Origin of the sequence: Exiguobacterium sp. FSL W8-0210, assembly GCF_038006045.1 — a bacterium.
Taxonomy (GTDB): domain Bacteria; phylum Bacillota; class Bacilli; order Exiguobacteriales; family Exiguobacteriaceae; genus Exiguobacterium_A.
In genome coordinates this window covers 1,047,258-1,073,384 of sequence record NZ_JBBOUK010000001.1, presented here as the reverse complement: position 1 = coordinate 1,073,384, position 26,127 = coordinate 1,047,258, and the positions used below count along the sequence as shown (strand labels likewise).

Below are 26,127 nucleotides of genomic sequence, written 5' to 3'. Positions count from 1 at the left end.
TGATCACTTTAACTTTATCAGAGGTTGTCCTTATTTGTTTATTCAGAATCGGTTTTTTTTCATAGAACAAGGCCCTCGAAACGTATAGTCGTTTCGAGGGCCTTTTGTTTGTGAAACTGAGTTATGTCCCAGCCTCCTTGTTTTTTCCTTATGCGTAAGAGTGTAATCCTGCTACGACAAGGTTAACGAAGACGAGGTTGAACATGATGACAGCAAATCCGCCAACACATAACCAAGCTGATTTTTTACCAATCCAACCACGCTGGATGCGCATATGGAGATAAAAGACGTAGAAGAGCATCGTAATGAGTGCCCATACCTCTTTCGGATCCCAGCCCCAGTAACGGCTCCATGCCATTTGCGCCCAGATCATCGCGAAGATCAGACCGCCCAGGATGAAGATGGGAAGACCAATCGCAACAGAACGATAGCTGATCTCATCTGCTGTCTCAAGATCGATCTTACGCGCGATCGGCTTCAAGCTCTCAGCAAGACGCTTGCGAAGAATGACGAAGCGAAGCAAGACGTATAAGACGACGCCACCAATGATCGACCATAAGACCGTATTGACTTTGTTCGCGTTCAAGAAGTTCGGTAATTCGATGACGGCACCTGAACCCGATAAGACTTTTCCGCCTTCAGGACCTGTCAAGACTGGCATGGCATAGTCATGCGTCATCGTTGCACCGTTTTTCGCCACGTATTCGATCGTCGACGCAGAACCTGTCGCTTTGAACAACAGCCCAACTAAGATGTAACCGACGACACATGCGAGTGAGAACATGACGACTTCGAGCCACGTCCGTGTTTTCGATTCCTTGCTGAAATCCGTCGCGTGAATCAGATACAATAATCCGGTCGCGAAGCTGACGGCAAGAATCCCTTCGCCGAGCGCTGCCGTCGTGACGTGGATTTTGAGCCAAACACTTTGTAGTGCTGGGATCAACGGTTGGACTTCATCCGGGAACATCGACGCATAAGCGATAACGAGCAATGCAACTGGCATCGCAACCAAACCGAGGACATTGTTTTTGTAGATGGCATAAACGATCAAGAAACCAAGCACCATCATCATGCCGAAGAATGTCGTGTATTCATATAAATTCGAAACTGGAACGTGCCCAGCTCCAGCCCAGCGCGTGAAGAAATATCCGAGCTGCGCGAGGAAACCGATGATCGCAAGCGTAAAGGCGATTTTACCAGAACGCGTCGGTCCTTTTTTACCACTCGTCGCTACAGCGAAGAATCCTGTACTGACGAGGTAGACGATAAATGATGTAAGGAGCAGGTTACTGCTCAACTGAAGCAAATTCATTTAGCTTCCCCCTCTTCCCGCAACTTTTGTCGATCCTCAAGTTCTGGCAGACCGACTTCCGTCAACGCGAGATTGGCTTCCTTTTGGAGCCCCAATGCATTTTTGTTCGTAAATCCAGCAATCTGGATTCGACCGTTCTTCTCTTTGAGCCAGAGACGACGGTGCGGCCAGTACATCCCGATCAATAGGCCTGCCATGAAGATGATACCACCTGCAAACAGGAACGGTAGCGTCAAATCTTTTTTAATCCGGACACCCGAGATGTTCGAGAGTTCCGTACCGGCGAATGCCATCTTGTACTGATTCTCATCTCCACCGACATTAAGTTTGATCCCAATCAAACTCCGTTCACCTTTCGGATGTTCGGGTGACTTGATGCTGAAGACGAAGGCTGGATTGACTGGACGTCCCGAGTTCGTCGTTGGCTGACCATCTTTGACGACGAAGTCCGGAAGGAAGTCCTTCAGTTCGACTTCATATCCATCTTTTAAGGCATATGTTTCTTTCGGATCACGCAAGTCGACCTTGATCGTATCGACGACTTTGTCCGTTTTCTGGTTAACGATATTAAACGACATCGTCTTGAATTCCGGATCTGCCGCGTACTGTTCCTGGAAGACTTGATAATCATCGAATTCGAATGGACGGTTGACTGCCGTCTCACCTGACTTGATTTCTTCAAGCTTCGGTTTGAAATCGGATGTTTCACCGACTTTCTTGTACAGCGTCATCTTCGTATCATAGTTCTTCGGTACATTTCCGCCTGCTGCTTCAAGTGATTTCTTGAACTTCTCATCGACCTTCTCAGGATCATAGAATTCGATGTTGAACGCTTCATTTTTCAAGTAGTACTGATTGTCCGTCGCTTCGATCGGCAACGTCTCTCCTTCACGGAGCCAAAGCAATTCATCTTCGTGCATCCCTGGTACGACTCGAAGCATCGCACCACCGAAGAATAAGACGAGTCCGATATGATTGATGTATGGACCCCATCGTCCGAAACGTTGCTTTTCCGCTAAGAGTGCCCCATCTTGACGACGGACTTTATATCCTTTTTTCTCAAGCAACGGTGCGATCGCATCGATTTTTTTGATATCGCCAGTCGCTTCCGCGCCAAATCGCTGACCGTTCATGAAACGGTCCGACTGGATGACCGGTTGTTTCTTCAGTGCTCGGTAGAGCGGGAAGAATCGGTCAATCGATACGATGATGATCGAGAGTAATAAAAGCGTGATCAATCCGATATACCACCATGATTCAAACAGGTTGTGGAATCCTAACGTATAGTAGATGTCACCTGCCGTGCCGTATTCCTTTTGATAAAACTCTTCCGGTGGTGTTGCCTGTGGAATATACATCTCTTGCGGGAAGATCGTTCCGACCCCGCTCGCGATGATGATCAACCCGATCAGCCACAACCCGACCTTGACGGACGAGAAGAACGTCCATGCCCGGTCGATCCAAGATGGATTTTTACGTTTCGATCGAAGCTCCGCTTCCTCGTAACGCATGTCCAGTTGTTTGAAATCTTCTTGCTCCTGCATCCTTAAATCCCCCTTCGATGCGTTACTCGTTCGCCTTCTTCACCATCTCTTCGAGCTTCGCTTGATCAATCTCACCTTCATACTTCTCGACGACTTCACCTTTTTTATTGATGATGAACGTCACAGGTAAGTTGTAGATCCCGTAAGCCTTCTCGACCGAACTGTTCGTATCCATGAGAATCGGATAGTCCGTTCCGCCAATATCCTTGATGAAACTTGAGACACGAACTGGTGTTTCACCGACATTGACCGCTACGAAATTGACGCCTTGGTCTTGCATCATCTGATAGTTGTCATTGATCAATGGCATCTCTTTCTTACATGGCTCACAGAATGTTCCCCAGAAATTGAGTAAAAGTCCTTTTCCTTTGTACTCGTCCATCGAGTGCTGTTTCTCACCATATAGATCGACGAGTGCGAAACCAGGGGCATCATCACCTGCCATGACACGACCGTTTTTATCACGTGTCGCTTGATCGACGAATTGCATGATGACGACTGCTCCGGCGAACAAGACGATCGTCATGATCATCAGACGCCAGAAGGAGCGTTTCTTCTTTTTTTGCTGGGCCGCTGCTAAGCGTTCTTCCGGATTTTGTTTCGTTTTTTTCATATTTTACCGCCTCCACCCATATTGTACTTGAAATCGCTTTACCGTTGACAAAATGTGAAATTCGTTAATCGTTTTGTCACAAAAAAAGAAAACTCAACCCGGAGGATGAGCTTCTCGCTTTACAAATTAACGTTTTTTTGTGTTCTTACGTCTTTTCGTAGGTGGAGCGGCTGGATCCGCTAGCTCACGCAATTGATTGACTTCTTTTTTTGAAAGTTCACGCCACTCGCCAGAAGTAAGACCGGCCAGTGTCAAGAAACCGAACTGTTCACGTTTCAACTTCAAGACTTCCGAACCGAGTGTCTCGACCATTTGACGGACTTGACGGTTGTGTCCTTCATAGATGACCATTTCAAGAATCGCTGTATTTTTCTTCTTATCGATATCGCGCATCTCGACATGGGCTTTACCTGTCTTGAAACCATCCGGTAAGACGACGCCTTTTTCAAGACCTTTGACGTGGAAGTATTCTGGTACACCTTTGATTTTGACGATGTAACGCTTCGGTACCTTATATTTTGGGTGAAGCAAGAGGTTCGAGAATTCACCGTCATTCGTCATTAACAGAAGACCGCTTGTATTGTAGTCGAGTCGACCGACTGGGAAGACACGGTGCCCCGGTGGTACGAGATCGACGACCGTCTTACGTCCTTTATCGTCTTCAACCGTCGAAACGACACCTGTTGGTTTATAGAGCATGTAGTAAACGTGCTCTTCACGCTCAAGCTTCACACCGTCGACTTCGACTTCGGCACGTGCTCCGACTTTCGTTCCAAGTTCCGTGATGACTTTCCCGTTGACCTTGACACGACCTGCTGTGATCAATTCCTCTGCTTTACGCCGCGAAGCGACACCTGCTTGTGCGATGATTTTTTGTAACCGTTCCATTAATTCACTCTCTCCTCTAATGAAGGATCATTCCGGAAGAAGAGATCTCCATCCGATTCGAACGTTTCTTCGAACTCGAGTGGCGGCAACTCTTCAATACTGTTCAAACCAAAATGGTCCAGGAAATGATCCGTCGTTTTATACAATTTCGCGCGACCGACGCCTTTAGCGCGTCCCGCCTCTTCAATCAAACCTTTTGCACTTAACGTATGGATGACACGCTCCGTCTTCACACCACGAACGACTTCGATGTCAGCACGTGTGACGGGTTGTTTGTATGCGATGATGACGAGTGTCTCCATCGCTGCTCGAGACAAGGAATCTTCTGCGAGCGAACCGGCATATGCCTGAATATATGGCGACATTTCTTTTCGTGTCACCATCTTAAAGACACCACCCGACTCCACAATTTGCAACACACGCTGCTCTGTTTCGAATGTCGTTTGAAGAGCCAGCAACTGTTCACGCGCTGCCGCTTCACTGATTTCTAACGCTTGACTGAGACCACGTGGATCGATCCCATCGTCTCCGACGACGAATAACAGGCTCTCAATGATTTGTTCATACGCCAATCTGACTCTCCTCCTTCACCATGCTCCGCAATAGGATATCATCGGTCATCTGTTCACAATCAATGACCCGTTGCTTCACGAGCTCAAGAACAGCGAGGAAGCTGACGACTAGTTCTTCGACCGTCGGTTGCTCCGCAAAAAAGCCGAAGAATGTCGTCCGCTCACGGGTCGCGACGTACCGGGCAACGGACTCCATCTGTTGCTCGAGTGAACGTTCTTCCCGTTTGACCGTCTTCGAACGGCGCACCTTCCAGGCTTCCCGTTGGCGCATTTTTTCGTAAGCACGTAATAAATCACTCAGTGATAACGTACCGTTATACTCTTGTGCATCCGTATCGAGATAACGCATCAAATCCTCTGGTTGTTTCGAGAACAGCTCAAGGCGTGCCTCTTCCTTTTCTTTCAGGACGAGTGCTGCTTCTTTGTATGCTTTATACTCGATCAACTGTTGAATCAGACCTTCTCGCGTCGGTTCTTCCTCGAAATCGGGAATCTCATCGTATTCCGTCTGTTCGATCGGCAAGAGTTGTTTGCTTTTCAGTTGCAACAGCGTCGCTGCCATGACAAGATATTCACTAGCAACATCTAGTTCAAGATGCTGCATCGCACGGATATAGGACACATATTGATCCGTCACCATGGAAACGGATATATCATAAATATCGATTTCTAATTTACCAACCAAGTGTAACAGCAAGTCCAGCGGGCCTTCAAACGCATCCATCTTTACACTGTATGATTCCATGATTCTCCCTGCCCATCAACGTTTTTTGCGCCTTAGTATACCATACAACGGATAGGTTCGACTATGTTATATTCAAAGGAAGAGGTGATTTCATGAATCCAATCGAGCGATTCGTATTTGAATTCAACATTCGGCACGATTACTTCGAGTGCCATGAAATCTTAGAGGAAGTCTGGCAAGAAGGACAACGCCAGGACGAGGCGCTTGTCGGTCTGATTCAACTGGCCGTCGCCCGCTATCATCACCGCCGCGGAAATGCGGCTGGGGCACAGCGGACGTATGCAAAAGCATTCGATAAAATCGAACGTCACCGGGCATCACTGATTGCGTCCGGGATCGACGTCTCATATTTGCTCGATCATCGCGACCATTTTACGGATAAGGTTTATCGACACATCCCGTTACCTGTCTTCTCGGACGTCATCCGAGCCGTCGCACTTGAAGCGACAGCACCTGATCTTGACTATGTGACACATAAACACCGTTTACGCGATCGTACGGATGTCGTCACGGCACGACAAGAAGCGCTACAAAACCGAAGAGACCGGTCCATCTGAGCCATGGACCGGTCTTTTTATTGATTTTTCCATTTGTCGACGAGGCGTTGCGTCTCTTCGGTCGCACCCGTAATATCCGTTCGCAGAAGCTTGGCTGCTTCATCGAGTAGGAGATACGACATCCGTTCTCCCCGGAAAGACGGTGATAAGGCGATATGTTTCAATTCAGCATGGCCATCCATTAATTGAAACCCGATGACACCAACGAAATCCTCATCTTGTTTGTACAAATACAAGCGTTGGTCTTCTTCCTGTTCATAGGCTTGAACCGTTTCAAGCAAATACTTCGGATCCTTCACTTCGCACGAAAAGGCGATCAGCCCCATCGCGGTCCGTTCATTCAACTTCTTATATTTTACTAGCATGTGATTCTACACCTTCCTAATTTCAACAACTCTCAGGAGCATGAACGACTGAGACTCATTCATTCTACACCTTCTCACACAGAATTACTGCATTTTTTTCATAATCCACTAAAAATGCAGGAGTCCGTCTTGTGACGTCCCCTGCATCTGAGTCATGCTTGTTCTTCCATCACTTGGATGAAGGCACGCATGTAGTCTGGTAGATCGGGCGGACGACGACTCGAGACGATATGCCCGTCGACGACGACTGCTTCATCGTGCCAAATCGCACCTGCATTCGTCATATCATCCTTGATTCCTGGCGTACTCGTGACGTTGACACCTTTTAAGATGCCTGCAGAGATCAGCACCCAACCAGCGTGGCAGATTTGACCGATCGGTTGCTTGTTCTGGTCAAAATGACGCACCATATTCAGAACGGAGTCAAAGCGACGTAACAAATCAGGTGACCAACCACCCGGAACAAGAATCGCATCATATTCCGACGGGTTGATCTCATCGAACGTCTTATTCGATTTAATCGGGACACCATACTTCCCGATGTACGTCTCATCCGCCTTCTCTCCGACGATATCGACGATTGCCCCTTCTTCACGTAAGCGATGGACAGGATACCATAATTCTAAATCCTCGAAGTCATTGCTGACGACTTGGATGATTCGTTTTCCTTCTAATCGCATGACAAACACTCCTTTTCGAGTTAACTTCCCTTACTGATTGTACCCGGATCTAAAAAAAGAAAAACTCCTCTTCGAACGTTCGAAGAGGAGCAAGAACTTACGCTTCGACGCGGATTTCTTTGATGCCAGCGCCTTGCTTCATTTTTTGAGCGTGCTCGAGACCTGAAGTCACTTGTCCGAAGACCGTGTGTACGCCGTCGAGGTGCGGTTGTGGCTCATGCACGATGAAGAACTGGCTTGATCCTGTGTTACGACCAGCGTGTGCCATCGAAAGTGAACCTGCTTTGTGTTTGTGTGGGTACGAAGTTGACGTTTCGCAAGGAATCGTTTTTCCTGAACCACCTGTACCGTTTCCGATTGGGCATCCGCCTTGTGAGACGAAGCCTGGAATGACACGGTGGAAGTTCAATCCATCGTAGAAGTTCGAGTTTGCAAGGTTTTCGAAGTTTTCAGTCGTGATCGGTGCTTCATCGTTGAACAATTCGAATTCGATTTTATTTCCATCTTCTAATAAGATATGACCAGTTTTTTGCATGTTTGACCAACCTTTCGTGCTTTTCAGCAGGAGATTCGTCACGATTCGAGATCGTGATTCCATGGTACAGTGTACCAAATTTCAGGGCGTCGTGCAGACCTTTTTACTCGACAGCTGCCTCTAATATATCGAGTGTGACCGAATCCGTCGCTTCGACACGAATCCGAATTCCATTCGCCAGTGTCGCAACAGGATCCGTATGCCCGAAGTCCGCATCGAGAATGATCGGGAAATCGTAACCCCTTGTCGCGCGCAGAATGATGTCCTTGAGCGAGAAGTCTGGATCAAAATCGACTTTTCGCGGGAAACGTCCGACGATGAGTGCCGCAACCTTGTCATACGCACCCATGTGTCGTAATTGCGTGAAATAGCGGTCAATCGTTTCCGGTGTCTCACTTTCGTCATCCTCGAGCATCAAGACGACACCGTCAAACGATGGCAGGTAAGGTGTTCCGGCAAGCAGTAAAAGTGTTCCCGTGTTCCCCGTCAGAATCGGACCTTCTGCGACGCCGGTCTTAACGATCGTGTACCCTGCGTTCACTTGATGTTCCCGTCTTCGATCGTCCGCGACATCCCAGCGTAAAATCTCGTCCGTCCACTCTTCAGACGCTTCGATCCGACCGATCGGCTCCGTCTGCATGAACGTACGGTTGAACGACTCTTCCGTATACGGATCTAGACCATCGAATTGACCAAATTGTGTCAGCAGTGCGGGTCCGACAAACGTCGTCAATCCTGTCTGCTGATAGATGCCAGCAAACAGTGCTGTGATATCACTGAAGCCCACAAAGATCTTCGGATTGTTCCGAATCAATTCATAATCGAGTTCGTCGAGCAACTGGTGCGAGTTAAATCCACCGATCGTCGAGATGATCGCTTTGATCGATGGATCAGCGAACGCCATATGTAAGTCTTGCAGCCGTTCGCCGATTGTTCCTGCCGTATGACTATGAACAGCCGTTGCGTTCGGCATCAAGACGACTTCGAACCCCATTTTTTCAAGTGTTGCGATACCGCGGGCAAGACGACGCGGTACGTATGCTGCGACAGCAGACGCCGGCGAGACGATGGCAATCTTATCCCCTTTTTGTAAGCGTGGTGGTTTCACGAAAGTTCCCCCTTATTCATTACAAGTATTTCCAGTATAACAAATTGAATGGGAACCGCGTATTCTCATTTTTTTGGTCCACTTTATAACGTTACGAACAACGAATTTCCGTCCTCCAATAACTCACCTTTTTTCGAGACATAATCAATCTTGACCGTCATGTGTTGAAGAATTCCTTGCTCACGTAACGACTTTGCCCACTCTTTGATCTGTGCTCTATCCTGTTCATGTCGTTTACGAGGCACGTCCACCAAGAGCGTCGGAGCGATTTCCGCACGTAAATAAGCCTTTGAATCAAAACGGACCTTACCAAGTCGCTGAATTTTATCGTTGTCATAAAGTACGGTCACGCTCAATTGATCCTTCAGTTTTTCGAGAGTCGGCGACGGAATCCGTTGCTCTAACCGATCTTCCCAAAGTGCCGCATGATACGTATCGACGAACTTTCCAGACTCCTTCTGTTGATAGACGAAAAACTCAGTATTCGTTTTTCCATCGACTGCTCGCGCTGCATACTCAAACGAATAATTTCCCATATTGTCGTAAATACTACCGGTCACCTTTGCTTTCGGAAGATGCTTCTTTAAGTAAGTCTTTGCTTTTTGTTGTACTTCAGCCTCTTTCGTTCCATCTGACTCCATGTCCTTTGTAAAAGCGTACGTCATCATCAATGCGCCGCCTCCGATAACTCCAACTAAACTGGCAACTACTATGAACCAACGTTTCACACGATCGCTCCTCTGTATATATCCATATTTTTACACTTTTGATTTTATCATGACGAATTGTAATATTAAGTGCAACACCTAGCTGAAAACACAAAAAAACCCATAACGACCTCGTGTAGAATAGAGTTACCACACCAAATTCAACGGAGGATTCGTTATGAGCTATGTTCATCTTACCACATCAGAAAGAGTCAAAATAGAGACATATCTCGAGCTAGGTTTTTCTATCCGAAAGATTGCTGGACGCCTAGGGCGTCAACCTTCTACGATTTCACGAGAATTGAAACGAAATCCTCACTATGATTCTTCCCATGCCGACAAGCGTTATGTGGAGCGGAAAAAGAAGTGCGGTGCACGGACAAAGTTTACGATCGAAAAAGGAGTTCGCATCCTCGAAAAGTTACGAGAGACCTGGTCCCCTGAACAGATTGCCGGACGATTATTCCAAGACGAAGGGCTCTCGTTCAAGACCATTTATCGTTGGATTTATATGGGCCTCGTCGAGGCCGATTCTGGACTCCTCCGACAAAAAGGAAAGCGTCAGAAACCACGTGAGACGCGTGGACGCTTCAACGTCGGACTGCCGATCAGTAAACGTCCGGCTGACGTCAAAGCGCGTCAAACGTTCGGACATTGGGAGCTTGATACTGTTGTCTCGGGTAGAGGGAAATCTAAAGCCTGTGTCGCAACGTTCGTCGAGCGAAAGAGCCGCTTCTATCTCGCTGTACCGATGGAAGATCGGTCCGCTCAATCGATGGAGTCTGCGATTCAAGCATTGCATCTTTACTTCCCGTTGGGAACGTTCCAAACTGCGACGACAGATCGTGGAAAAGAGTTTAGTTGTCATGAACGAATTCGTGACACGTTAGGCGTACCGATGTATTTTGCGGATCCGTATTCTTCTTGGCAGCGTGGGAGTAACGAGAACGCCAATGGTCTTCTCCGTGAATTTTTCCCGAAGGGGACAGATTTCGGAAAGGTCAGTCGTACTGAACTCGCTCAAGCGCTCGCCTGGATCAATGGGAGACCGCGAAAATGTCTCAACTGGAAAACTGCATACGAGGTCTTCACAGAAGAAGTGTTGCACTTAATTTGACAAACCGTCTCATAAAAAAAGAGTAGCGGACGAAGTCCACTACTCAGATATTGCTTATCGGATGGATTACTGGATGACAGCGTGAACGAGCGGACGTGCTTCCGGTTTCGTTTCACTGATATGGTATGCGTGATCCATTTTTTCGATTGCTTGGTCGAGCGTTTCTTTGTTTGAACGAAGCGTTGCGATGACATCGCCGACTTCAACACGATCGCCGACTTTCTTGTGCAACGTAACGCTTGCTGCGTGATCGATCTCATCTGCTTTCGTCGCGCGTCCTGCACCGAGGATCATCGCTGCAACACCGACTTCGTCAGCGATGATTTCAGAGACGTAACCCGCTTTTGAAGCAACGAATGTTTTTTCGTATTTCGTTTCAAGTGCTTTTGTCATGTCGTCAACGAGTGAAGCGTCGCCACCTTGAGCTGCGATGAACTTCTTGAAGACGTCAAGTGCTGCTCCGTTACCGAGACGTGTTTCGAGATCCGCATATGCTTCATCGAACGTCGGGTAGAACTCACCGAGGACTGCCATGTGTGAAGCGATTGTCAAGGCGATGACTTTTAAGTCACGGACATCTTTTCCTTGAAGGACTTCGATCGCTTCCTTGACTTCGTTTGCGTTACCGATTTCAAAGCCGAGCGGCTGATCCATGTCTGTAATGACAGCAACCGTCTTACGGTTGACACTCTTACCGATCGAAACCATCTCTGTCGCAAGTGCTTTTGCATCTTCGAACGATTTCATGAAGGCACCAGAACCCGTCTTAACGTCGAGTACGATGCTGTCTGCTCCTGCTGCAATCTTTTTCGACATAATCGAACTTGCGATCAATGGAATCGAGTTGACTGTCGCCGTGACATCACGAAGGGCGTAAAGTTTTTTGTCTGCAGGCGTCAGGTTACCCGTTTGACCGATGATTGCCATCTTGATGTCGTTGACTTGTGAGACGAACGCTTCTTCTGAAAGCTCAACGTCAAAACCAGGGAACGCTTCGAGTTTGTCGATTGTTCCACCTGTATGACCGAGTCCACGACCGCTCATCTTCGCAACCGGAATACCGATTGACGCAACGAGTGGTGCGACGATTAGACTGATCTTGTCACCAACACCGCCAGTCGAGTGTTTGTCGACTTTTTTACCGTGGATACGCGAAAGGTCGATCACGTCACCCGAGTTGACCATCGCCATCGTCAAATCAGCGATTTCACGATCTGACATTCCTTGATAGAAAATCGCCATCGACATCGCTGACATTTGGTAATCCGGAATCTCTCCGTTCGTGAATCCTTCTACCATTGCTTGAATATCAGCTGTTGCGAGTTCGCCACCGTCTCGTTTTGTTGCAATCAAATCTACCATACGCATAATCTAGTTCCTCCTCAGGAGTGGTTTGTGAGTTTTATAAACAGTCGTTACATTTTTTTGATCGAACCGCGAACGAGTGATAGGAAGTGTGCCCGGACACGTTCTGTCGTTTCGATGACTTCATCATGATGTAACGGTTGGTCGAGAATACCTGCTGCCATGTTCGAGACACATGAGATCCCAAGGACTCGCATATCGGAATGACGGGCAACGATGACTTCAGGGACCGTCGACATACCGACGACGTCTCCTCCAAGCATCCGTGCCATCTTGACTTCTGCTGGCGTCTCATACGTCGGACCAGTGTTTCCGAAGTAGACACCTTGACGGACACGGATTCCGAGCTCGTCCGCTGTTTCCTGTGCAAGACGAAGTAATTCCGCATCATACGGCTTCGACATATCCGGGAAACGTGGTCCCATCTCATCGACGTTCTTCCCGATCAATGGGTTCGTACCGAAGAAGTTGATGTGATCCGTGATCAACATCAAATCACCTGGTTCGAACGCTTCGTTACAAGCACCCGCTGCGTTCGTGACGATCAATGTCTCGACGCCGATCGCTTTCATGACACGGACTGGGAACGTGACCATATCCATCGAATATCCTTCGTAGAAGTGGAATCGCCCTTGCATCGCAACGACTTGTTTTCCTTCAAGAGTACCGAAGACGAGTTGTCCCGCGTGTCCTTCGACCGTCGATACCGGGAAGTTCGGAATTTCATGATATGGAATCGCGATCGGGTTTTCGATCTCATCCGCGAGGACACCCAGTCCTGAACCGAGAATCAATCCGATCTCCGGTTTTGCCTGCATCTTGCTTTCTAAAAATGAACGTGTTTCATTCCAGTTGACTGTCATCTGAATCGCTCCCTCGAATTATAGTTCTGTTAAAAAGCTTGTTCCATGTGCCGGCATCTTGACGGCGAAGTTTTCTGCGACCGTCGCTCCAAGATCAGCGAACGTTTCACGGATACCGAGCGGTTTTGCAACACCATTTTTATGGTAGGCAAGCAATGGTACGTATTCCCGTGTATGGTCAGTCCCAGCATGAACCGGATCGTTTCCGTGGTCAGCCGTGATGATCAAGAGATCGTCTTCGTTTAAGCGAGCAAACACTTCCGGAAGACGCGCATCGAACTCTTCGAGTGCTTGTCCATAACCTTGTGGATCACGACGGTGTCCGAACAACGCATCGAAATCGACAAGGTTTAAGAAGCAAAGTCCGTTGAAATCACGATCGAGTTGTTTCACGAGCTGATCCATCCCGTCCATGTTCGACTTCGTCCGGATTGCATCCGTGACACCTTCTCCATCGTAGATATCAGCAATCTTACCGAGCGAGATGACATCGAGTCCTGCCGTCTCGAGTTCGTTCATGACCGTCCGGTCGAATGGTTTAAGGGCATAGTCGTGACGGTTCGCTGTCCGGACCCACGCTCCTGCTTCACCAAGGAATGGACGTGCGATGATACGACCGAGCATGTACGGGTCATCCCGCGTGATGTCGCGTGCATATTCACAAATCCGGTACAGTTCCTCTAATGGAACGACTTCTTCGTGAGCTGCGATCTGAAGGACGGAGTCTGCCGACGTATAAACGATTAAAGCGCCTGTCTCGACATGTTCTTGTCCGAGTTCATCTAAGATTTCCGTACCAGAAGCCGGTTTGTTCCCGATGATCTTCCGTCCTGAGAACTCTTCTAAGCGATGAATCAAATCATGCGGGAACTTTTCAAAGACACGGAATGGTGTATCGATCCGCAGACCCATGATCTCCCAGTGCCCTGTCATCGTATCTTTCCCTGCAGATACTTCCTGCATTTTTCCGTATGCCGCAAGCGGTGCTTCTTCAGCTGAGACACCTTCGATCGGTTCAATATGCGAGAGACCGAGTTTTGCCATGTTCGGCATGTTGAGTCCGTTGCGTTCACGCGCGATGTGACCGAGCGTATGCGAACCAAGATCTCCGAACTGTTCAGCGTCCGGTGCTTCTCCGATTCCTACGGAGTCCATGACGATCAAAAATACACGTTTAAATGATTGAGCCATTTGCTGTTCCTCCTATATACGAGCTGTAGTTGTGCGATTCCCGTTACGATTTTTCCCGGAAAGAGACTAGACAAAACGCATCATTTGTCTGAAGTCAGACCTTTAAAAGATAGAACCATCATGCCCGTGGATGATGTTTCTTATACACGTCGTGGAGTCGTGCTTTGTTAACGTGGGTATACATTTGTGTCGTTGACAAATCAGCGTGTCCTAGCATCTCTTGTACGACGCGTAAATCGGCACCATTTTCAAGTAGATGGGTCGCAAACGAATGGCGCAAGACGTGCGGCGTGATCTCTTTTTCGATCCCCGCTTCCTTTGCTCGTCGTTTAATCATCTTCCAAAACCCTTGCCGTGACAAACGATCACCGCGACTGTTTAAGAAGACATCGTCCGTCTGTTGACCACCAAGACTGTTACGCGCGAGATCCAAATACGTCCTAACGCTTTCAATCGATGTCGTACTCATCGGGATAATCCGGGATTTGTTCCCTTTCCCAAGACACGACAGATACCCGAGTTCGAGTTGCAAATCGTTCAACTTCAGTTGGAGCAGTTCGCTGACGCGCATGCCTGTTCCATAGAGAAGCTCAAGCATTGCTGCATCTCGTCGTGTAAGCGGATCGACCCCGACGACCGAATCAAGCAAGCGTTCGACGTCCGTTTGACTCCAGACGACCGGCAACTTTTTCTCCGGTTTCGGTAAATCAAGATGACGAGACGGATCATGTGTTGCAAGTCTCTCTTCGACCAAATATTGATGGAACGAACGGATTGAGCTCGTCGCCCGGCGAACCGTCGATCGTGACTTTCGTGCCTCAAGCAATCGTTCAATATGGTCGACGATATGATGTCGGTGAACCTGTTCGAACGAGGAAACTTCCGCTGTTTCAAGCGTCTGTAAGTATTGATTTAAATCATTTCGATACGCAGCTGCCGTATTCGCGGACATTTGCCGTTCAATCACTAAATAATTGATAAATGCTTCCAGTTGTTCACGCACTGAACTCATCCTCTTCGTTTACGAAATCGCTTACTTTCCCATCATATCAAAGGTGTAAACCGTTGTGAAGAGGTCTGACCTATAAAAATTGAAAAAGAAAAACCATCCGAAATTTCGTCGGACGGTCAGACTGTTTGTGTTTGCGATTGTTCCAACGCTTCCCGAGCATGACGCTCTTGGCAGACACGGCAGACGCCATGGAATGTCAGGCGGTGATCCTTGATTTTAAAGTGGAATCGGGACACGATTTCTTTCTCTACTTCTTCCAGCATATCGTCTAAAATCTCTTCGACGGATCCGCATTCGATACAGACGAGATGGTGATGCGAATGACTCGCACCCTCTTGTCGTAAATCAAATCGGGATACGCCATCTCCGAAGTTGACTTTATCAACGACTTCAAGCTCCGTCAATAATTCAAGCGTCCGGTAAACCGTCGCAAGTCCGATGTCGGAGTTCTTTTCTTTTACAAGGAGAAAGACATTTTCGGCACTGAGGTGATCCGACTCATGTTCGAGCAGGACACGCACAGTCGCTTCACGTTGGGGAGTCAGCTTATATCCTTTACCGCTTAGCTGTTTTTTGATGCGTTCTACACGACTTTCCATCATAACGCCCCCTTTGTTCGAACTGATGCTATTATCATAGCTGATAATCAGTCTTTTTTCAAATTAAAATGATTATCAACTGAAAATCATTTAAATGAGAATCATTTTAAAGTACGGATCTGCCAATGCTGGATCGCCATGATCGTCTTCGCATCAACAATCGTTCCGTTTGCAACGAGTTCGAGCGCCTCTTCAAGCTTCAATGTCTTATTCTCAAGGAACTCATCTTCATCGAGTTGACGATCACCAGCAGTCAGACCAATCGCTTCATAAATATGTACACGCTCACTACAGAAACCAGGCGCACCATAAAAATCAAAGACATGTCGTAACTCTTTCGCGACGTATCCTGTTTCTTCCTTTAATTCGCGTCCGGCACAATCAAGTGGATTTTCACCCTTCTCGAGTTTTCCTGCTGGGATCTCGATCGATAGACTTTCAAATGCTTTTCGGTACTGTTCCACGACGATCAAGTCACCTTGTTCATCAAAAGCAATGATCGCGACGGCACCATTATGATAGACCAGTTCACGGACGGACGTATTGCCGTTCGGTAACGTGACGACGTGTTTCTCGACATCAAAGACTTTTCCTTCATAAATCACTTCACGTTCAATCGTTTTTTCTTCCATCGGATGTGTTCCCCTCTTCTATCTTAGTTTACGTTCTCTGTCATGATTAGTATGCCGTTTCCGACGTATTGCCGCAAGACTTCGAAATCGTCTTTTTCATCAGATATGATACACTAGAATGCAGAAGTTCCAAACTTACAGTTCATCTAAGAAAAGAGGGAATTGAACATGTCATTAGGATTAGGTACGATGACGATCTTAAAGCGCGGCCAGGAAGAAGCAACGGCAATCCTGCGGACGGCACTTGATGCTGGAATCACGCACTTCGATACAGCGGACGTCTATGCGAACGGAGCGGTCGAATCCATCATCGGTCAAACCTTCTCACAAGAGGATCGCAGTCGATTGTTTCTCGCCTCAAAAGGTGGAAATCGGATGAACGCGACCGGAACCGGTTGGACATGGGATCCGAGTTATGACTATTTGAAACAAGCTTGTCTTGAAAGTTTGAATCGTCTTGAAACCCCTTATCTCGACCTGTATTACGTCCACGGCGGCACGATTGATGATGATATCGATGCGTCGATCCGCGCAATGGAAGATTTAAAAGCAGAGGGGAAAATCAAGGAATATGGTCTGTCGTCACTGCGCCCGAATGTCATCGAATACTGGCTCGAGCATAGTAATTTCTCTTACTTGATGACGCCTTATTCGTTGCTCGATCGTCGCATCGAAGAGTTGTTACCACGCTTAAAAGAGAAAAACATCCAAGTCGTCGCTCGTGGTCCACTAGCAAAAGGACTCTTGACACATGAGAGTGCTTCACGCCTGCAATCGGTTGATCGGTTCGAACAATTTGATAAGGAAACGCTTGAGGCAAGTCTACAAAAACTTCAAGATTTCCCGCTTCCGGCGCTTGCATTGCAAGTCATCGATCAACAGGTCGACATCGTCCTTCCTGGTGCATCGAGCGTGTCACAACTTCAGTCAAACGTCCAAGCGATGAAAGAGTCGATCTCGCAATCTCAAATCGACCAGGCACTTGCTTCACTACCCGTTCATCACTACACCGAACACCGGTGAGGTTTAACTCTTCATTTCTCCGGGAAACTCCTTCTTTGTAACGTTCATACAGAGGAGGAGTTTTATTATGGCTCGTATTTTAATCGTATCAACAAGCGCAGACGACATGAATGGCCACAAAACAGGATTATGGTTCGAAGAATTCGCAGCACCTTACAACCTGTTCAAGGATGCAGGACATGACGTGACAGTCACGTCGATCAAAGGTGGCGACGTTCCAATCGATAAAGCATCGATCGTCAAAGAAATCTTGCCGAAATTCCAAGATGCACGCCGTGCGTTGCACGACACGAAAGCACTCTCGGAAGTCGATCCAGCATCATTTGATGCAGTCTACTTCCCAGGTGGTCACGGTGCAGTCGTTGACTTCCCGAATAACCCACAAGTGGCAGGTGCCATTGAAGCCGTCATCAAAAAAGATGGCGTCGTCGCATCAGTTTGTCACGGTCCTGCTGCCTTTGCGCACGTCATGATCGATGGCAAACCATTCGTATCAGGTCGTCAAATCAACGGCTTTACGGATGAAGAGGAAAAATCAACAGGTCTCGAAGATAAAGTACCATTCTTGCTCGAGACGACACTTCGCGGTGAAGGAGCTACTTTCCTGACATCGGATGCAGGTAAAGAATTCGCCGTCATCGACGGCAATGTCGTCACAGGACAAAACCCGGCTTCAAGTGAAGCAGTCGCAAAACTAGTCCTCGCGAAACTCGCGACACAAGCTTAATAGATAGTATTCATACAAAATGGAGCACGCGACATCATGTCGCATGCTCCATTTTTTCATACGTTATAGACGGTGAAGTGAATCCAATCGTTCGAGATCAGCTTCTGTCTCACGTGTTTTTTGTTCGAGTCGCTTTAACTCGTCCTCGAGTTGTTGTTGTTGAGCTTGCAATGCAGATCGTTCTTCCTCTGTATAGGAACGTGATACTTCTTTTTCTTTGAGATACCACCATTTTTTGACCTTTTGAGGTGGCGGTCCGAGTTCAATCTGTTGCTCATGTTGTTGAACTTCCTCCATTTGTTCCGCATGCGCCAATTGAAGCTGCTCTAATTCCGCCTCATAGGCAGTTTGTCTAGCTTCAAGAATCGGTGTCAGGTACGCGAGGATATGCGCAGTAAAGTCTCGCTCGACGACTCGTCGTAATACATCTCGACGAAGGGAGGCTTCCGAATTGCCTATGGCATTCTCCCACACGCTCGGATCCGCTTGTTCTAGAATCTCTTCTTCTTCCGCTTCTCCGAGCCAACGTAGTTTCAGTAACAACGGTTCAAGTAGTGCCTCTTCTACATACGCCGTGAATTGCGAATACGACGTTGCTTCTCGTGTCAACGGTTCCTGATGTAAGCGAAATAAGGCTTCCGCTTCTTCTTCAATCCAGTCTTCGTAATCATTAAAATACATCGTTTAGCTCCTTACTTCATATCATCAAAAACAACACTGGCTCGAATCCGCCACCTCCATGACAGTCGAGCCAGTGTTGTTAGACGTTTGCTTCGTTTTTTTTAATTTCCGCGATTGCCCAATCACACCAATCCAAGTAATTCAACATCATACGCAAGCCGTACTCACTCGTCAAGGTTTCCCCTAGTGTCGCACCGTTCTCAAGGTGGTCGTGACGCCAACTATGCATCATCTCGACGGCAAATTGATGGTGCCGCTTCGACTCTTCCAAATAAGCAACGGCTTCCTCGGGTGGGAGCAGATGCAAGAGCGACACCCGCATCAAGTTCTCATCCTTCATCTTCGGTTTGAATTCATTCGGTGTCCGTAACCATTCAACGAGCTCTGTCCGTCCTTTATCGGTGATGGAATAGACTTTCTTGTCCGGCAAGTCTTCTTGGACGATATGGACACTCGTCACGAGCTCTGCCTCTTCCATCTTTAACAACTCTCGGTATATTTGAGTATGATGTGCGGTCCAGAAGTGGATCATTTGTTTTTTAAAAGTCGCGCTTAAATCGTAACCGGTCGCTTCCCCTTGGGTCAGCAGCCCGAGTAGTGCAAATCGTAATGCCACTGGCTGCACCTTCTTTCCTTCTTTTGTATATATACTTAATTATCTCAAATATATCTTAATTTCGCTACTCTTGCGTCGAACGAATGTACGATTAAAAAAAGACCTATGAGCGAAATCACATTCGATCGTAAGTCTTCATGCGTTATTGCTTTTCCATTCGTTCTATTTACGTAATTGCTCGATTCCCTGTCGGACATGTCTCCAGTAAGAAGAAGGATGTGGAACGAATTGACGACGATCGAACCATTCGCCTGTCGTGTCCTGAATGCGCTCGATGGACATGTCCGCGATTCGTTCAAACTGCTCGATTGAAAAAGCAATCAATCGCTTCACTTCTGTTTCCTGGAGGACGTATGCGTCTATCGCTTGATCACTTCGAGCAAGAAAGACATGGCATCGCTCACAGTCCCAGAGCGACGCATCCCGAAACTCCTCTTCCTGGATGCCAAGCGGTATCAATTGATCAAAGGTACATGTCAAACCAATCTCTTCCTCGAGTTCCCGGACACCATCCTCGACTGTCTCATCCGCAAGCAAGTGACCCGCTGCCGTGATATCAAGCATTCCTGGAAAGTCCTTCTTTTGTTCAGACCGTTGCTGGAGCAACACGACGTCCCGCTTTGGATCATAGACGAAACAATGAAACGTTTCATGCCACAAGCCGTTTGCGTGGACTTCTGATCGTGGACGAGGTCCGAGCAGGTTGCCCGCTCGATCCACGGTCATGATCATCTCTTGTTCACTCATCGCAACACCTTCGAAGCTTGATGGAATCGCTCCCCGACCGTATAGAGTTCAGCAATCAAGAAGACAATTGCGATCCAAATGATGGCGCTTGGGAACAGAATCATCGCTGTTAGGAATAAGAACCCTTCCGTTCGCTCGACGAGTCCCGGTTGATATTGAAACGACTTGTAGCCGTAATTCTCACTGACCGCTCCGATTGCAAGGAACATCGTCATCCCAATGACGAATGATGCGACGAGCAACAGAATAACGACCTGCGTTTTCGGAAACCGAAGCGCAAGACCAATCAATACTGACAGCTCGACGATCCGGTCGAGCACAAGGTCAAGAATCGTGCCAATCGGAGTTGTCTTTTCTTTTCGTGCCATCGTTCCATCGATGACATCAAGCATGCCCGAGATCCACAACAAGACAATCGCCGTTCCCATCATGTCGTTATAGACGAAAAAGCCCGTCGCACCACCGATGATGCCGGAGATGATCGTCACCTGTGTCGCCGATAATCCAATTTTCTTAAATAAGGTCGCCCCTTGATCAAATAGGGGTTGAACGATTTTACGCGCACGCGTATCTAACATGTCACCCCTCCTTTCTAACGATATAGCCTTCTTTCTCATGAATCGTCTCGTCTGAAGAGAGCACGAGTCGTTCTCCGGATGCTCGTTCGACTTCGTAGAATCGAACACCGTATTGAATGAGTTCTTTCGTAATCGTAACACGTTCATCCGTCTCCTTCGTCGGTCTTGAGACCAAGTTGACTGCCGTCAACGGATGCCATGTTTCTTCAATCTGAATGCCTTCCCCAAAAAAAGGGCTGGTCTGGCTCAGCGTAATCGGCGTGCCATGATCGACGATTCGCCCCTGTTCTAAAACATAGACGATATCCGCCATCGCCATTGCCTCTTCCCGATCGTGTGTGACAAGGAGTGTCGTGACACCTTGTTCCTCGGTCAACTTCCGAATCAATGTCCGTAATTCCCGTCGTCTCGGTACATCTAGACTCGAGAACGGTTCATCGAGCAACAAGAAGTCCGGTTGACTCGCCAGCGCACGAGCTAAACTTGCCCGCTGCTGTTCGCCCCCTGACAATTCGTGAACAGCACTTTTTCCTCTTCCCTCGAGTCCGACGCGATGTAACCAGGATTCGAGTTCGATCGGTGTTAATTGTTTGGCACCGAGACGGATGTTCTGTTCGACGTTCAAATGTGGGAACAACAGCGATCGTTGAAACATCATCGTCACACCTCGCTGATTCGGCGAAAGAACAGTGACATCTCGGTCACCGAACTGAATCATTCCGCTCGTCACACGTTCAAGACCTGCAATCAGACGGAGTAATGTCGTTTTCCCACTACCACTCGGTCCAACTAAAGCCACACATTGTCCAGATGCGATATTTAAATCGATATCAGACAACACATGCTTCGTTCCAAATCGTTTATTGACTTGTTGTATCGTGACTTCCATTTAAACGCCTCCGTACGATTCGTATCCAACTAGAAAAAATAACGGCTTGTCCAGCATAAAAGAGAATAGGCAACCCGATCAACCAGAGTGTCGCTAGACGCGCCGCCCCTTGCGAATTACCAGAATACGCCGGGAATACTTCGAGTGATATCATGCGGACGATCCCACCACCAATCAACGCAACGAGTGCATACTGACTGATCGTGATCACCGTGACGAGTAGCGTCACGGATTGTAACGTCGAACGAAGCATCGGTCCCGTCAAATAGAACCAACGCTTGAACCGGTTCCCCTCAATCAAGACCATCTGTTCAAGCATCCGTTCTCCTAGCGCCTGAAATCCGTTCGTGTACAAGCGAACTGTATACGGCAAGGTCGGCAGAAGCAACACGAGCAGGACACCAAAAAATCGATCGGCCAAACCAAGACGGATCCATGTCAAATAGAGACCGAATGATAGCAATAACACGGGAACGAACAGCGGCAAACTAATCAAGAACTCTGCTATACGAATCCGTTTCCCCGTTTGAAAGGCAATCGCTTTTCCTGCCATGTACCCGAAGAGATGATTTAACAATACGACGGCACAAATCATCGCGACAGTCGTGCCGAGCGTCGCTTCTAGGCGCGGATTCCAATTCCACTCTCCCGGAATTAAACCAATTAAAGGAACGATGAACAGGAGTACAACGAATACAGTCACACTGATTTTTTTTATCATTCGCTTCGCCCCCTACTGATCTTCGCTGCCAGTGGGCGTGTCAAACCAGTCATGAGCAACAATAGGAAGAAGAGTCCTCCCGTCAAAACGACACTCATTGCAAAAGCGAGTGGCTGCTCCGATAAATCGCCTTGTGTATACAAATCGAACGCATAGACGCCAAGTAATTTTGGATAGGTCACGCCGAGCAGTGCTGGAATCTCATATGCGAACAGGGTGAAGGCAAGCAAGATAAATGCTGCCTCAAGCATCGGAACGAGTAGGAAGACGCCCCGCGCATGCCAGAATCGGCGCACTGGTGATAAACCGAGCATCATACCGAGTTCTTGATAACGCGAATCAAGACGCCGGACCACCGGTAAGAGATAAAAAAAGACGAACGGAATTTCTTTATACAGATACGTCAGGATGACACTAAAATAATTCCCTTCATGCGGTCCGATGACAGGCACATCACTCAAATAGAGAATCGCGAGGTAAGCCGCTCCTAGATGAGGGATGAATAAAGGAATCGCAAGTAACGCGGCTAGTCTTGTTCTGCTCAAGAGTCGTGCGAGCACCACGCCGATGATCAGCGCGAGCACCGTACTGACGATGGCAACATAACTACTGACGGCTAGACTCTCTAAAAAGACCTCATCCGTCAGTAGCTCGCGGTAATCAGCAGATGTCGTCATCGAGATACTGACCCATAACCCATATAAGACCATCCCTGCCATCAAGAGTGCAGCAGGATACGCGTTACCGCGCCACACGAGACGGCCATTCCTTACGGATCATCTCGAAAATGGATGGGTCGAGTTCCGTCCGGACCTTTCCTTCAAAGACGCTTGGCTTTGGTGTCGACGGCGCAGCCGGTACATCAGCGAATTGCTTTTGTTCTGACGAATCAAGTGTCGATAAATCAAGGCTTGTTCCGTCACCCCAATACGTCGCATCGTATTTTTTCAACTGTGCTTCTGGTGATAACAACGTATTGATCGCTACGAGTGCGCCCTTCGGATTTGGTGCGTTGAACGGTACGGAAAGGAAATGCGTCGACGCGATTGATCCATCCTTCAAGACAATCGGACGTGTTTGTTTCGGAAACGTTCCTGACTTCACTTCTTGTTCAGCCCGTCGTTCGTTGAAACCCATCGTAAAGTCGACGTCTCCCTTCGCGTATAACTGATCGAGTTGGGCAAGTGTCTTTGGATAGGTCTTCCCTTTTTTCCAGAGATATGGTTTGATTTCGTTCAAATAAGCCCATGTCTTCTTGAAGTCTGCTTTCGGGTCTTTTAAGGTTTCATTCGATTCGACACCATACATGACGTGGCGGACGAAGGCATTCCCCGTAAAGTCCGTCACTTCCGGATACGTGAAACGTCCTGGATTTTCCTTGACCCATGACTTCAGTGCTTTCAAGTCGGTCGGTGGCGACTTCACGTCAGCTGCGTCATAGTGCAACGTATATTGAACTTTCCCCCATGCGGCTTCAAGTCCGTCTGTTTTCGTACCACTATCTGAACTCTGTGCGGCAGCATCGACATATTTCATGTTCGGGAGGACTTTTGTGATTTCTCCATACAGTAAATCATCTTTTTTAGCATTTAAAAAATTATCGCCATTGATCCAGACGACATCGATGACACCTTTTTCCTTACCTGCCTGTTTCTCAGCACGCAGTTTTTGAATGATATCCGCCGTCTCGATCGGGACCCGTTCTAAGGTGATGTTGTGTTCCTTCTTCAAACGCGGTGCTACGTACTCATCGATGTAGGCATTGATTCCGTCATCGCCGCCCCACATGTACATCCGAACCGTTGATTTTTCCGCTTCTTTTTCAATCGTCTGATAAGAAGTCCCTAAGACATTTTTCGGTTCCGGTGTTGCATCCGGTGTCCCACATCCTGCAAGCAGGGTACTTAAGGCAAGAAAGCTGATTACTTTTGTTTTCATTCGTTGTTCTCCTCCGTCATCACTTTTTGTCGAAACCTGATTTTCCTAACCACTCAATCAGCTGCGGCATAACGCCGTATCCTTTTGCCGAAAGCTCCATCCACCATGGTGCATTGACTTCTCGCTTGCGGCGCCGCATCGCCCGAACGACGGTCTGTGCAAGTTGTTCTTTTGATAAGACGATCGAAGCGACGTTTTTTTCATACTTTCGGCTAATGTCCGCTCTTACGAAAAATTCCGTCGCGATCGGCCCTGGATTGACCGTCATGACGTGGATGCCTTTTGGACGTAACTCGAGACGTAACGCGTTCGAAAACTGCAACATCGCAGCTTTCGTCATGCAATAGATCGTTGATTTCGGTGTCGGCAACTTCCCCGCCTGACTGGCCACGTTGACGATCATGCCACCCTCTTTCAGTAATGGCAGACATGCCTTCGTTAAGCGAACGGGACTTAAGACGTTGATCCGGTGCATCGACTCAATCGTTTCAATCGAGGTATCGTCTAAGAAGCTGAATTCCCCGAAACCTGCGTTATTAATCAAAATATCAATCCGTCCATAACGATTTGCGAGTGTTTTCGCAAGAATTTCAGGCGCCTTTTCCAAATCGTAGACCAGGTAGTCTGCCTGGAGTTCAGATGCTAACGTTTGTAACCGATCCTCGCGTCGTGCAATTAAAATCAAGTTTGCGCCTTCTTTATGCAGAGTGCGCGCCAGTGCTTCCCCGAGTCCACTTGAAGCGCCCGTGATGACGATCGTCCGGTTGATGAGTTGCATTAGACTTCCTCCATTTTCGAATAGTAGAGGATACCTGATCGTTTCTCAACCGTGATCGCACCGCGGGCGACGAGTGTATCGAGACGTGCTTTCATCTCACTCATGACAAGCGGGAATGATTTTTTTAATCGGTTTCCATACGTCACTTGTGCTAATTCGAATAACGTATGTTCTCCCGAAAAATACTTCAAGAGCTGATCACCACGTGCCTTGCGTTGCATCAATCGCTCTTCGACGAGTGCCGCGACATCCCGAATCGGAGCACCATGTCCGGTATAGGCGATTCGAACCTGTTCGCCTTGTAATTTTTCTAAGGAGTCAAGATACGCAAGAACGGGACGTTTTACGAGCACATCATCACCTGGTTGCGGTTGTTCGAGCAATGGATTCGGCTCGACCCGGTCGAGCAGGTGATCGGCCGCGAACAATACACCATCGTCACTTAGTATTCCGATTTGGTCACTTGCATGCCCCGGTAGTTCGATGACCCGGTATCGCCCAGACGGCGTAATCGCGTCGCCTTCTTTTAATGTGAAATCAAGTTGACCTTTTCCAAGCCATTTCAAGGCAGATTGATAGCTTGGTAACATCTCTTGAATCGCTAGCGGAACGCCAAACGATGTCGCCAATCGACGCAAGAATGCGTCCCCGTTGTTCAAGAAGGTCTCGTCCTGTTCCAAGTATGGGCGTAATCGCGCATGTCCATAGACGGGAATGCCTTTCTCTGAAAAGCGATGTGCCATCCCAGCATGATCCGCATGGTGATGTGTCACGATGACACGATCTAAATCCTCGACCTGAAGTTCATGTCGTGCAAGCGTCCGTTGCATCGTTTGCCATGCTTCAAGCGTATCCGGTCCACAATCAATAAGGATGTTTTCCCCTTCCGTTCGTAGTACATAGCAGTTCACGTCTCCAACCGGAAATGGTGTCGGAATCGGAATCGGGATGATTTCGTCTGATACTGTCATACCTACACGCCTCTTTTCTCTCGTCCATTTTCTTTCATTATAGAGAGAAT

At 47.9% G+C, this 26,127-nt stretch carries 31 protein-coding genes; 4 read left to right on the top strand and 27 right to left on the bottom strand.

Translation table 11 applies throughout. The features are described 5' to 3' along the window. Positions 1-148: 148 nt before the first annotated feature. The 6 genes from ccsB to MKY22_RS05525 all read right to left on the bottom strand — a co-directional run bounded on the left by ccsB (position 149) and on the right by MKY22_RS05525 (position 5,677). Positions 149-1,315, bottom strand: coding sequence for a c-type cytochrome biogenesis protein CcsB (gene ccsB, locus MKY22_RS05550; protein WP_029341189.1), 1,167 nt, complete (start codon positions 1,313-1,315; stop codon positions 149-151). Then, positions 1,312-2,859 (bottom strand): cytochrome c biogenesis protein ResB, encoded by a 1,548-nt coding sequence (resB, locus tag MKY22_RS05545; RefSeq protein WP_290776287.1) that lies wholly within the window; start codon positions 2,857-2,859, stop codon positions 1,312-1,314. The genes ccsB and resB overlap by 4 nt, the downstream gene beginning before the upstream one ends. A gap of 22 nt (positions 2,860-2,881) precedes the next feature. Beyond that, entirely contained in the window at positions 2,882-3,472 is a 591-nt protein-coding gene (resA, locus tag MKY22_RS05540; RefSeq protein ID WP_023467689.1) for a thiol-disulfide oxidoreductase ResA, read from the bottom strand. A gap of 126 nt (positions 3,473-3,598) precedes the next feature. Continuing rightward, entirely contained in the window at positions 3,599-4,360 is a 762-nt protein-coding gene (locus tag MKY22_RS05535) for a pseudouridine synthase (RefSeq protein WP_290776285.1), read from the bottom strand. Further along, entirely contained in the window at positions 4,360-4,932 is a 573-nt protein-coding gene (gene scpB, locus MKY22_RS05530) for an SMC-Scp complex subunit ScpB (protein ID WP_223041557.1), read from the bottom strand. Before scpB ends, MKY22_RS05535 begins: the two co-directional genes overlap by 1 nt. After that, the gene (locus MKY22_RS05525; RefSeq protein ID WP_023467686.1) at positions 4,922-5,677 is read right to left on the bottom strand and encodes a segregation/condensation protein A; all 756 of its coding nucleotides are present in this window, start codon (positions 5,675-5,677) and stop codon (positions 4,922-4,924) included. The genes scpB and MKY22_RS05525 overlap by 11 nt, the downstream gene beginning before the upstream one ends. A gap of 92 nt (positions 5,678-5,769) precedes the next feature. Here MKY22_RS05525 and MKY22_RS05520 point away from each other — a divergent pair, with 92 nt between their 5' ends. Further along, positions 5,770-6,234 carry a DUF309 domain-containing protein gene (locus MKY22_RS05520; RefSeq protein WP_290776283.1) on the top strand — a complete coding sequence of 155 codons (465 nt, stop codon included), beginning with the start codon at positions 5,770-5,772 and terminating at the stop codon, positions 6,232-6,234. Positions 6,235-6,251: 17 nt separating this feature from the next. On the opposite strand, the gene MKY22_RS05515 is transcribed toward MKY22_RS05520, so the two are convergent. The 5 genes from MKY22_RS05515 to MKY22_RS05495 form a co-directional block, all read right to left on the bottom strand. After that, entirely contained in the window at positions 6,252-6,599 is a 348-nt protein-coding gene (locus tag MKY22_RS05515; protein ID WP_023467684.1) for a GNAT family N-acetyltransferase, read from the bottom strand. A gap of 152 nt (positions 6,600-6,751) precedes the next feature. After that, positions 6,752-7,279, bottom strand: a complete 528-nt coding sequence (locus MKY22_RS05510) for a type 1 glutamine amidotransferase domain-containing protein (RefSeq protein WP_029341185.1) — start codon at positions 7,277-7,279, stop codon at positions 6,752-6,754. A gap of 97 nt (positions 7,280-7,376) precedes the next feature. After that, positions 7,377-7,814, bottom strand: a complete 438-nt coding sequence (locus MKY22_RS05505; RefSeq protein WP_023467682.1) for a peptidylprolyl isomerase — start codon at positions 7,812-7,814, stop codon at positions 7,377-7,379. A gap of 103 nt (positions 7,815-7,917) precedes the next feature. Then, positions 7,918-8,922 carry a S66 family peptidase gene (locus MKY22_RS05500; protein ID WP_341087264.1) on the bottom strand — a complete coding sequence of 335 codons (1,005 nt, stop codon included), beginning with the start codon at positions 8,920-8,922 and terminating at the stop codon, positions 7,918-7,920. Between the two features lie 83 nt (positions 8,923-9,005). Continuing rightward, positions 9,006-9,650, bottom strand: coding sequence for a hypothetical protein (locus tag MKY22_RS05495; protein WP_341087260.1), 645 nt, complete (start codon positions 9,648-9,650; stop codon positions 9,006-9,008). Between the two features lie 157 nt (positions 9,651-9,807). Between MKY22_RS05495 and MKY22_RS05490 the strand changes: the two genes are divergently transcribed. Further along, entirely contained in the window at positions 9,808-10,746 is a 939-nt protein-coding gene (locus MKY22_RS05490) for an IS30 family transposase (RefSeq protein ID WP_341087259.1), read from the top strand. 66 nt (positions 10,747-10,812) lie between these two features. Here MKY22_RS05490 and MKY22_RS05485 read toward each other — a convergent pair whose 3' ends face one another. The 6 genes from MKY22_RS05485 to MKY22_RS05460 all read right to left on the bottom strand — a co-directional run bounded on the left by MKY22_RS05485 (position 10,813) and on the right by MKY22_RS05460 (position 16,408). After that, positions 10,813-12,114 (bottom strand): pyrimidine-nucleoside phosphorylase, encoded by a 1,302-nt coding sequence (locus tag MKY22_RS05485; protein ID WP_029341182.1) that lies wholly within the window; start codon positions 12,112-12,114, stop codon positions 10,813-10,815. Positions 12,115-12,161: 47 nt separating this feature from the next. After that, on the bottom strand, positions 12,162-12,974 hold the full coding sequence (locus MKY22_RS05480; protein WP_029341181.1) for a purine-nucleoside phosphorylase: 813 nt from the start codon (positions 12,972-12,974) through the stop codon (positions 12,162-12,164). Positions 12,975-12,992: 18 nt separating this feature from the next. Continuing rightward, on the bottom strand, positions 12,993-14,165 hold the full coding sequence (deoB, locus tag MKY22_RS05475; protein WP_290776273.1) for a phosphopentomutase: 1,173 nt from the start codon (positions 14,163-14,165) through the stop codon (positions 12,993-12,995). A 118-nt stretch (positions 14,166-14,283) separates the two neighbouring features. After that, a complete protein-coding gene (gene xerD, locus MKY22_RS05470) occupies positions 14,284-15,168 on the bottom strand; it encodes a site-specific tyrosine recombinase XerD (RefSeq protein ID WP_029341179.1) in 885 nt (294 codons plus the stop codon). Positions 15,169-15,293: 125 nt separating this feature from the next. Beyond that, on the bottom strand, positions 15,294-15,776 hold the full coding sequence (gene fur / locus MKY22_RS05465) for a ferric iron uptake transcriptional regulator (RefSeq protein ID WP_023467675.1): 483 nt from the start codon (positions 15,774-15,776) through the stop codon (positions 15,294-15,296). 101 nt (positions 15,777-15,877) lie between these two features. Beyond that, positions 15,878-16,408: an NUDIX domain-containing protein gene (locus tag MKY22_RS05460; RefSeq protein ID WP_034785931.1), complete on the bottom strand. Its 531-nt coding sequence runs from the start codon at positions 16,406-16,408 to the stop codon at positions 15,878-15,880. A gap of 168 nt (positions 16,409-16,576) precedes the next feature. On the opposite strand from MKY22_RS05460, the gene MKY22_RS05455 reads away from it, so the two are divergent. Both MKY22_RS05455 and MKY22_RS05450 read left to right on the top strand, forming a co-directional pair. Further along, complete coding sequence (locus MKY22_RS05455; RefSeq protein WP_341087239.1) at positions 16,577-17,431, top strand: aldo/keto reductase; 855 nt, start codon at positions 16,577-16,579, stop codon at positions 17,429-17,431. Positions 17,432-17,498: 67 nt separating this feature from the next. Then, entirely contained in the window at positions 17,499-18,158 is a 660-nt protein-coding gene (locus MKY22_RS05450) for a type 1 glutamine amidotransferase domain-containing protein (protein ID WP_023467672.1), read from the top strand. Positions 18,159-18,221: 63 nt separating this feature from the next. Here MKY22_RS05450 and MKY22_RS05445 read toward each other — a convergent pair whose 3' ends face one another. The 10 genes from MKY22_RS05445 to MKY22_RS05400 all read right to left on the bottom strand — a co-directional run bounded on the left by MKY22_RS05445 (position 18,222) and on the right by MKY22_RS05400 (position 26,077). Continuing rightward, positions 18,222-18,839: a hypothetical protein gene (locus MKY22_RS05445; protein ID WP_029341176.1), complete on the bottom strand. Its 618-nt coding sequence runs from the start codon at positions 18,837-18,839 to the stop codon at positions 18,222-18,224. A gap of 79 nt (positions 18,840-18,918) precedes the next feature. Beyond that, positions 18,919-19,455, bottom strand: a complete 537-nt coding sequence (locus MKY22_RS05440) for a PadR family transcriptional regulator (RefSeq protein ID WP_023467670.1) — start codon at positions 19,453-19,455, stop codon at positions 18,919-18,921. Positions 19,456-19,617: 162 nt separating this feature from the next. Then, the gene (locus MKY22_RS05435) at positions 19,618-20,202 is read right to left on the bottom strand and encodes an NUDIX hydrolase (RefSeq protein ID WP_149427009.1); all 585 of its coding nucleotides are present in this window, start codon (positions 20,200-20,202) and stop codon (positions 19,618-19,620) included. Further along, on the bottom strand, positions 20,199-20,780 hold the full coding sequence (locus tag MKY22_RS05430) for a CDP-alcohol phosphatidyltransferase family protein (protein ID WP_341087236.1): 582 nt from the start codon (positions 20,778-20,780) through the stop codon (positions 20,199-20,201). The genes MKY22_RS05435 and MKY22_RS05430 overlap by 4 nt, the downstream gene beginning before the upstream one ends. A gap of 1 nt (position 20,781) precedes the next feature. Continuing rightward, positions 20,782-21,669, bottom strand: a complete 888-nt coding sequence (locus tag MKY22_RS05425; RefSeq protein WP_214857153.1) for an ABC transporter ATP-binding protein — start codon at positions 21,667-21,669, stop codon at positions 20,782-20,784. After that, positions 21,641-22,390: an ABC transporter permease gene (locus MKY22_RS05420; RefSeq protein WP_195865470.1), complete on the bottom strand. Its 750-nt coding sequence runs from the start codon at positions 22,388-22,390 to the stop codon at positions 21,641-21,643. The genes MKY22_RS05425 and MKY22_RS05420 overlap by 29 nt, the downstream gene beginning before the upstream one ends. Beyond that, positions 22,387-23,145 (bottom strand): ABC transporter permease, encoded by a 759-nt coding sequence (locus MKY22_RS05415; RefSeq protein WP_341087232.1) that lies wholly within the window; start codon positions 23,143-23,145, stop codon positions 22,387-22,389. The genes MKY22_RS05420 and MKY22_RS05415 overlap by 4 nt, the downstream gene beginning before the upstream one ends. After that, positions 23,132-24,328: an ABC transporter substrate-binding protein gene (locus MKY22_RS05410; protein WP_341087231.1), complete on the bottom strand. Its 1,197-nt coding sequence runs from the start codon at positions 24,326-24,328 to the stop codon at positions 23,132-23,134. The genes MKY22_RS05415 and MKY22_RS05410 overlap by 14 nt, the downstream gene beginning before the upstream one ends. Positions 24,329-24,347: 19 nt before the next feature. Continuing rightward, the gene (locus tag MKY22_RS05405; RefSeq protein WP_290776260.1) at positions 24,348-25,106 is read right to left on the bottom strand and encodes an SDR family NAD(P)-dependent oxidoreductase; all 759 of its coding nucleotides are present in this window, start codon (positions 25,104-25,106) and stop codon (positions 24,348-24,350) included. Then, a complete protein-coding gene (locus tag MKY22_RS05400) occupies positions 25,106-26,077 on the bottom strand; it encodes an MBL fold metallo-hydrolase (protein WP_290776258.1) in 972 nt (323 codons plus the stop codon). Before MKY22_RS05400 ends, MKY22_RS05405 begins: the two co-directional genes overlap by 1 nt. Positions 26,078-26,127: the final 50 nt, after the last annotated feature.

Bases quoted from the DNA above. Each gene is read 5' to 3' on its own strand.
- ccsB (WP_029341189.1), bottom strand. From the start codon at position 1,315: ATGAATTTGCTTCAGTTGAGCAGTAACCTGCTCCTTACATCATTTATC.
- resB (WP_290776287.1), bottom strand. From the start codon at position 2,859: ATGCAGGAGCAAGAAGATTTCAAACAACTGGACATGCGTTACGAGGAA.
- resA (WP_023467689.1), bottom strand. From the start codon at position 3,472: ATGAAAAAAACGAAACAAAATCCGGAAGAACGCTTAGCAGCGGCCCAG.
- MKY22_RS05535 (WP_290776285.1), bottom strand. From the start codon at position 4,360: ATGGAACGGTTACAAAAAATCATCGCACAAGCAGGTGTCGCTTCGCGG.
- MKY22_RS05525 (WP_023467686.1), bottom strand. From the start codon at position 5,677: ATGGAATCATACAGTGTAAAGATGGATGCGTTTGAAGGCCCGCTGGAC.
- MKY22_RS05520 (WP_290776283.1), top strand. From the start codon at position 5,770: ATGAATCCAATCGAGCGATTCGTATTTGAATTCAACATTCGGCACGAT.
- MKY22_RS05515 (WP_023467684.1), bottom strand. From the start codon at position 6,599: ATGCTAGTAAAATATAAGAAGTTGAATGAACGGACCGCGATGGGGCTG.
- MKY22_RS05510 (WP_029341185.1), bottom strand. From the start codon at position 7,279: ATGCGATTAGAAGGAAAACGAATCATCCAAGTCGTCAGCAATGACTTC.
- MKY22_RS05505 (WP_023467682.1), bottom strand. From the start codon at position 7,814: ATGCAAAAAACTGGTCATATCTTATTAGAAGATGGAAATAAAATCGAA.
- MKY22_RS05490 (WP_341087259.1), top strand. From the start codon at position 9,808: ATGAGCTATGTTCATCTTACCACATCAGAAAGAGTCAAAATAGAGACA.
- MKY22_RS05485 (WP_029341182.1), bottom strand. From the start codon at position 12,114: ATGCGTATGGTAGATTTGATTGCAACAAAACGAGACGGTGGCGAACTC.
- MKY22_RS05480 (WP_029341181.1), bottom strand. From the start codon at position 12,974: ATGACAGTCAACTGGAATGAAACACGTTCATTTTTAGAAAGCAAGATG.
- deoB (WP_290776273.1), bottom strand. From the start codon at position 14,165: ATGGCTCAATCATTTAAACGTGTATTTTTGATCGTCATGGACTCCGTA.
- fur (WP_023467675.1), bottom strand. From the start codon at position 15,776: ATGGAAAGTCGTGTAGAACGCATCAAAAAACAGCTAAGCGGTAAAGGA.
- MKY22_RS05460 (WP_034785931.1), bottom strand. From the start codon at position 16,408: ATGGAAGAAAAAACGATTGAACGTGAAGTGATTTATGAAGGAAAAGTC.
- MKY22_RS05455 (WP_341087239.1), top strand. From the start codon at position 16,577: ATGTCATTAGGATTAGGTACGATGACGATCTTAAAGCGCGGCCAGGAA.
- MKY22_RS05450 (WP_023467672.1), top strand. From the start codon at position 17,499: ATGGCTCGTATTTTAATCGTATCAACAAGCGCAGACGACATGAATGGC.
- MKY22_RS05445 (WP_029341176.1), bottom strand. From the start codon at position 18,839: ATGTATTTTAATGATTACGAAGACTGGATTGAAGAAGAAGCGGAAGCC.
- MKY22_RS05435 (WP_149427009.1), bottom strand. From the start codon at position 20,202: ATGAGTGAACAAGAGATGATCATGACCGTGGATCGAGCGGGCAACCTG.
- MKY22_RS05430 (WP_341087236.1), bottom strand. From the start codon at position 20,780: ATGTTAGATACGCGTGCGCGTAAAATCGTTCAACCCCTATTTGATCAA.
- MKY22_RS05425 (WP_214857153.1), bottom strand. From the start codon at position 21,669: ATGGAAGTCACGATACAACAAGTCAATAAACGATTTGGAACGAAGCAT.
- MKY22_RS05420 (WP_195865470.1), bottom strand. From the start codon at position 22,390: ATGATAAAAAAAATCAGTGTGACTGTATTCGTTGTACTCCTGTTCATC.
- MKY22_RS05410 (WP_341087231.1), bottom strand. From the start codon at position 24,328: ATGAAAACAAAAGTAATCAGCTTTCTTGCCTTAAGTACCCTGCTTGCA.
- MKY22_RS05405 (WP_290776260.1), bottom strand. From the start codon at position 25,106: ATGCAACTCATCAACCGGACGATCGTCATCACGGGCGCTTCAAGTGGA.
- MKY22_RS05400 (WP_290776258.1), bottom strand. From the start codon at position 26,077: ATGACAGTATCAGACGAAATCATCCCGATTCCGATTCCGACACCATTT.